Origin of the sequence: Noviherbaspirillum sp. (assembly GCF_035627455.1) — a bacterium.
Classification (GTDB): domain Bacteria; phylum Pseudomonadota; class Gammaproteobacteria; order Burkholderiales; family Burkholderiaceae_D; genus Noviherbaspirillum.
The window spans coordinates 1-4,724 of the sequence record NZ_DASPLS010000108.1 but is presented as its reverse complement, the minus strand read 5'-3'; the positions used below and the strand labels follow the sequence as shown (position 1 = coordinate 4,724).

Here is a 4,724-nt window from a genome sequence, read left to right as displayed (position 1 = left end):
AGCGCATGGGTGATCACCGGCACGCCGGCCGCCATGCCCTCGAGGATGGTCAGGCCGAAGCTTTCGAGGTCGCTCGGATGCAGCAGCAGGAAGGATTGCCGCAGCAGCCCGATCACCTCTTCCTGCCGCTTGCGTCCATGCAAGGTAATGCCGTCTGTTGCCCCGTGTTTCGCGTGCAATGCGGCGGACAGGGGGCCGTCGCCGACGATGTCGAGCCGGTAGCCGCGTTGCGCCAAACCGGAGGTGGCGAAGAAATCCGCCAGCCAGTCCACATGCTTGCTCTGGTCGAGGCGGCCGACGAACAGCAGGCGTTTTTCCTGCGGATATGCGGGCGCCTGCGGCGGAAAGAAAGGCGCATCGACGCCCAGCGGCAGCGACTGCACCTGCACGCCCCACTTGCGTTCGGCGCGCGGCGCGGCGCGGTAGCCGAAGAAAAACACATCCCGCGCGGGCACCCGGCGGAAGAAGCCGCGCATCGACACGCCGGGCAGGAAATGCCGGAAGCGCGCGCGCAGCGCCGGATACCGTTTCTCCAGCAGATAGGCGTCGGCCTCGTAAAAGGTCAGGATGTAGTCGAACGCGGCCAGGTCGATGCCGGATTTCGCCAGCGAACGGAAAAAGGTATGGCTTTCGATCTTGAAGCGGCTGGTCATCAGCAGCTTGCTGAGCAGGCGGTTGAAGCGCGAATCGCGGCCGGCAAACGGAATCGTGCGCAGCGCAAAGCCGTCGGCATCGATCAGCACCTTGCCGCCGGTGCCCGGGTCGCCGCTCAGCACCGTGAGCGCCGCCTTGTCCTTCATGCGGCGCGCGAGCTGGCTGACCACGGTTTCCGTGCCGCCGATGTAATACGCGACCGTCGGGCAAAGGAACAGCACCTTCGGCGTCCCGCTCATTGGCCGGCCTCCGTCGCCTCGTGCAGCAGCGCGCCCTGCAGCCCGATGAACAGCATCATCGTCATGTGGCTCGCGGTGCCGACGAACATGGTGTTGGTGAAGCTGCCGACCACGCAGATCACGCCGAAGGCCAGGGTCATGCCCCCGCCCGTCGTCGCGCGTTGCTTCCAGCCGGTGCGCAGCAGCGCCGCATACAGCCAGAGCAGCGCGGCCAGTCCCGGCAGGCCATAGCTCGACGCAAAGAACAGGTAGGCGTTGTGCGGCTCGACGAATTCGACCGCCTGCCCGGTGCGCGGCGTGCTGTGCCAGCGCGCCTTGAAGCCGGCGCCGCCGGCGCCGAGCACCGGGTTTTCGCGCACCAGGTCGACCGCCGTATGCCACATGTCGGCACGGTAGCCGAGCGAGGTGTTCCTGACTTCCTGCTGCATCAGGCGCACGTCGTTGACTGCCGCCTCGATGCGTATCTGCACATGCGGCGACATCACGACCGCGAGCGCCGCCAGCAGGCACGCCAGCCCCATTTTCAGCGCGCCGATGCGCGGAAAGAGATTGAGCACGATGAACGGCAGCAGCACGACGACCGCCAGCAGGCCGCTGCGCCCTTTTCCGGACAGCAGTGCGACGAAGAACAGCGCCATCGCGAGCAGGTAGAGGATTTTCAGGTCGCGCCGGGCTTCGTGCCGGTAGAGCACCGACAGCACGACGATGGCCAGCGCAACGAATTGCGAGTACAGGATGTAATTCGCGAGCGCCGACGGCTGCCATGGCAGCCCCGCCAGTCCCGTCAGCGTCAGCTGCGCATGCAAGAAGGCGACGAACACGCCAGCCGCGAACGCGCGCAGCCAGGGCCGGATGTCGTACGCCCGGGCCGCGAAAAAGACGATGAATGCAGCCGGCCAGTAATACGCCAGGCCGAGGTAATCCAGCGCCTGTTCGCCATGGACCGCAAGCGACAGCAGCGGCAGGAAGGCAAGCGCCAGCGCCGGCAGGCTCCACGGCAGCGCACGCCAGTCGCGCCTCGCGGCGGCGAAGCCGCCGGCGCCGGCAAACAGCGCGAGCGCGAGCGCGAACGAGAGGAACATCGCCGACTTCGCGACGGGGAGGAAAAAGAAGGTCGCGCAGAGCGCCCTGTCCGCCGCCGTCGCCGCGCTCAGGGAGCGCGGTAATTGCCTGTTGTGATCGACCGATGTCATGGATTTCATAGTGCGGGTGAGGCCGGTCCCAGGCAGTGGCCGGACAGCCAAAGCGGATTATAGCGGTCGCCGCCGAAGACTTCACTTCCGTGCGGCAATCCGGGCGCGAAAAAAAAGGCAGGACATGCCTGCCTTGATCGATGCCGCTGGCTGCTTATTGCCTGGCGTTTGCCTTGTTCTGAGCCTTGCCGGCCTTCGCATCGGCGGCAGCCGCCGCCTTGTCGGCCTTTGCCTCGGCCTTCTTCTTGGTGGCCTTCGCATCTGCGCCGGCCTTTTCCTTGTGCGCCCCCGCATCTGTGCCGGCGGCCTTTTCATCGGCCCCGGCCGCATCCCGTTAGCTTCGCGGCCGGCCGGTCGTCCTCGCAAATCGCCGATCGGACGGACTTGCCGCCCCCGCAGCCAGCCGGGCAGTCGGCCTTTTCCTACGAAGCCTCTGTACCCAGTCTAGGCAGTGGTCCCGATCGGGACTGGACAAAAAATATTAAGTTACACATTTACGCAGGGAATAATTTGCAGATGGAAAGAGGACGGTAGTCGGGGCATGACGGCGCGTGACGGGATGGCGGACGGGGGATTTTGCGAGCGGGTCATGGGCCCCTGCCTGCGCGGGGGCGACGGGGTGAGGACAGTTCGTTACGGGTCGCTGCCCGCGTGCGCGGCGCGGCGAGCACCGGCCCTGGCCCGAATCCCGGCTTCGGCGTGCAATTGCGGGCACCTCCGCCGACAATCTGGCTCCCGTCCCCCGTCACCCCCGCGCAGGCGGGGGCCCATGGTGAAGTCATGCGGGGCTGACGAGTGCACGGAGAAAGTTGCGTGCGGCAATGCCGCGCAGCGCGCCCCATGGTGCAACGCCAGCGCCGCTTCGCGCTGCACCCGCCCCTAAAACACATCCCAATGCGGCTTCGGCCCGATCGATGCCATCATGTGGTCGATGAAGGCCCGCACCTTAGGCTGCATGTACCGGTTCGGCAAATAGGTCGCGTACAGCGACATGTCGGGATTGGCCACGCTGTCGGGCAGGATGATCTTCAGCCGGCCGCTCCTGAGATGGGGGCCGAGGATGTAGGTCGGAAACAGCACGATGCCCATGCCGTCGAGCGCCAGCTGGATCAGCGCTTCGGAATTGTTGACGCGGCACTTGCCGTTCACGTTGATCGCCACATCCCGGTTGTTGACCACATAGCGCCAGCCGCTGCGCAGCGCCGGCACGCCCTGGTACACCAGGCAGTCATGCTGCAGCAGGTCCTGCGGCGTGCGCGGCGTGCCGCGCCGCTCCAGATATTCCGGCGACGCGCAGGTCACGAAGCGCACCGGCGCGATCCTGCGCGCGACCATCGTCGGCGCCGGGTGGTCGGTGATCCGGATCGCCAGGTCGTAGCCCTCCTCGACGATATCGATCAGGCGGTCGGTCGCGTTCAGCTCCACCTCGACCTTGTCATGCTTCTTCAGGAAGTCCCCGATCACCGGCGCCAGATGCAGCGAGGCAAAAATCACCGGCGAAGTCAGGCGCAGCACGCCGCGCGGCTCGGCCTGCAGCTGCGTCACCGTTTCCGCGGCGGCGTCGATCTCCTGCATGATGCGCGCGCAGTGTTCGTAATACGCGGCGCCGATCTCGGTGAGGCTCATGCGGCGCGTGGTGCGGTTCAAAAGCCGCACGCCAAGCGCATTCTCCAGCGCGCCGACCTGCTTGCTGACCAGCGACTTCGAGGTTTTCAGCGCCAGCGCCGCCGCCGAAAAGCTCTTCGTCTCGACCACCTTCGCAAACGTCATCATTTCAGACAGATGTTCCATGCCGCCCCCGATTGTCCATTGATGGAAACAATATTATTCCAATTCACATAATTGTAAATATCTGAGAACAAACAATAATGTGCTTCATGGAAGCCGCACAAGGTTTCCGATTTCCGCAAAAGGAGCACATCATGCAAGCGAACGCCCACAAGGCCCGAGCCCCGATAGCCCATTTCGCCCGCCGCCACAGCGGCGGCACCGTCTCAGATGCAGCAATGGAACTGAACCCGGCAGGCGACACGCTGCTGTTGCGCGGCAGCCAGCACCTGCGCCTGGAACATGCGCATGGCTGGACGGTACGCGCGCTGGCCGGCGCGGTGTGGATCGTGCAGGACGGCGACATCCGCGACATCGTGCTGGAAGCCGGCGACAGCGTGCTGCTCGACCGCGACGCGCCGGCCACGTTCTCGGCCTTCGGCGAAGCCCGCCTGTGCATCGCGCGCGACGCCAACCGCTGCCAGCCGCAGCGCGTGATTCCGGCGGCCCCGGCGCTGCCGGCGTCGGCCGAGCCGGCATTCGCATGACCGGAGGCCATCATGCGCACGCTCGTCCCCTTCCCGCTCGACTGGAAGCATTACCTGCCGTTCCGTCCGTCCGCCGCGCGTGAAATGCGCGACACCTGGCGCCTCGCCGACGGCACCCCGGTCACGCTGCGCGCCTCGCGTCCCGACGACGGCGAACTGATCCAGCAACTGGTGCAGGGCCTGTCGCTGCAGAGCCGCTACCACCGCTTCTTCTATCCGCTGCATGAACTGACGCCGGACATGCTGGCGCGCTTCCTGCACAATGCGCCGGCCGAGGCGATGACCTTGCTGGCGGTGATCCGCCAGGACGGCCGCGAGCGGGC

5 protein-coding genes are annotated in these 4,724 nt (G+C 66.0%); 2 read left to right on the top strand and 3 right to left on the bottom strand.

The genetic code is table 11. The annotated features are described in order from the left end of the window. From VEC01_RS20355 to VEC01_RS20345, 3 genes are all read right to left on the bottom strand, one after another. Positions 1-893, bottom strand: an 893-nt coding sequence (locus VEC01_RS20355) for a glycosyltransferase family 4 protein (protein ID WP_324902746.1), incomplete at its 3' end; no start/stop codon positions are given. Next, positions 890-2,086, bottom strand: a complete 1,197-nt coding sequence (locus tag VEC01_RS20350; RefSeq protein WP_324902745.1) for an O-antigen ligase family protein — start codon at positions 2,084-2,086, stop codon at positions 890-892. The genes VEC01_RS20350 and VEC01_RS20355, both read right to left, overlap by 4 nt. 879 nt (positions 2,087-2,965) lie before the next feature. After that, on the bottom strand, positions 2,966-3,877 hold the full coding sequence (locus VEC01_RS20345; protein ID WP_324902744.1) for a LysR family transcriptional regulator: 912 nt from the start codon (positions 3,875-3,877) through the stop codon (positions 2,966-2,968). Between the two features lie 131 nt (positions 3,878-4,008). Here VEC01_RS20345 and VEC01_RS20340 point away from each other — a divergent pair, with 131 nt between their 5' ends. Next, positions 4,009-4,401, top strand: coding sequence for a DUF2917 domain-containing protein (locus VEC01_RS20340; RefSeq protein ID WP_324902743.1), 393 nt, complete (start codon positions 4,009-4,011; stop codon positions 4,399-4,401). Positions 4,402-4,413: 12 nt separating this feature from the next. Beyond that, positions 4,414-4,724, top strand: a 311-nt coding sequence (locus tag VEC01_RS20335; RefSeq protein ID WP_414691481.1) for a hypothetical protein, incomplete at its 3' end; no start/stop codon positions are given.

Excerpts from the sequence above, each read along its gene's own strand:
- VEC01_RS20350 (WP_324902745.1), bottom strand. The coding sequence starts at position 2,086 with ATGACATCGGTCGATCACAACAGGCAATTACCGCGCTCCCTGAGCGCG.
- VEC01_RS20345 (WP_324902744.1), bottom strand. The coding sequence starts at position 3,877 with ATGGAACATCTGTCTGAAATGATGACGTTTGCGAAGGTGGTCGAGACG.
- VEC01_RS20340 (WP_324902743.1), top strand. The coding sequence starts at position 4,009 with ATGCAAGCGAACGCCCACAAGGCCCGAGCCCCGATAGCCCATTTCGCC.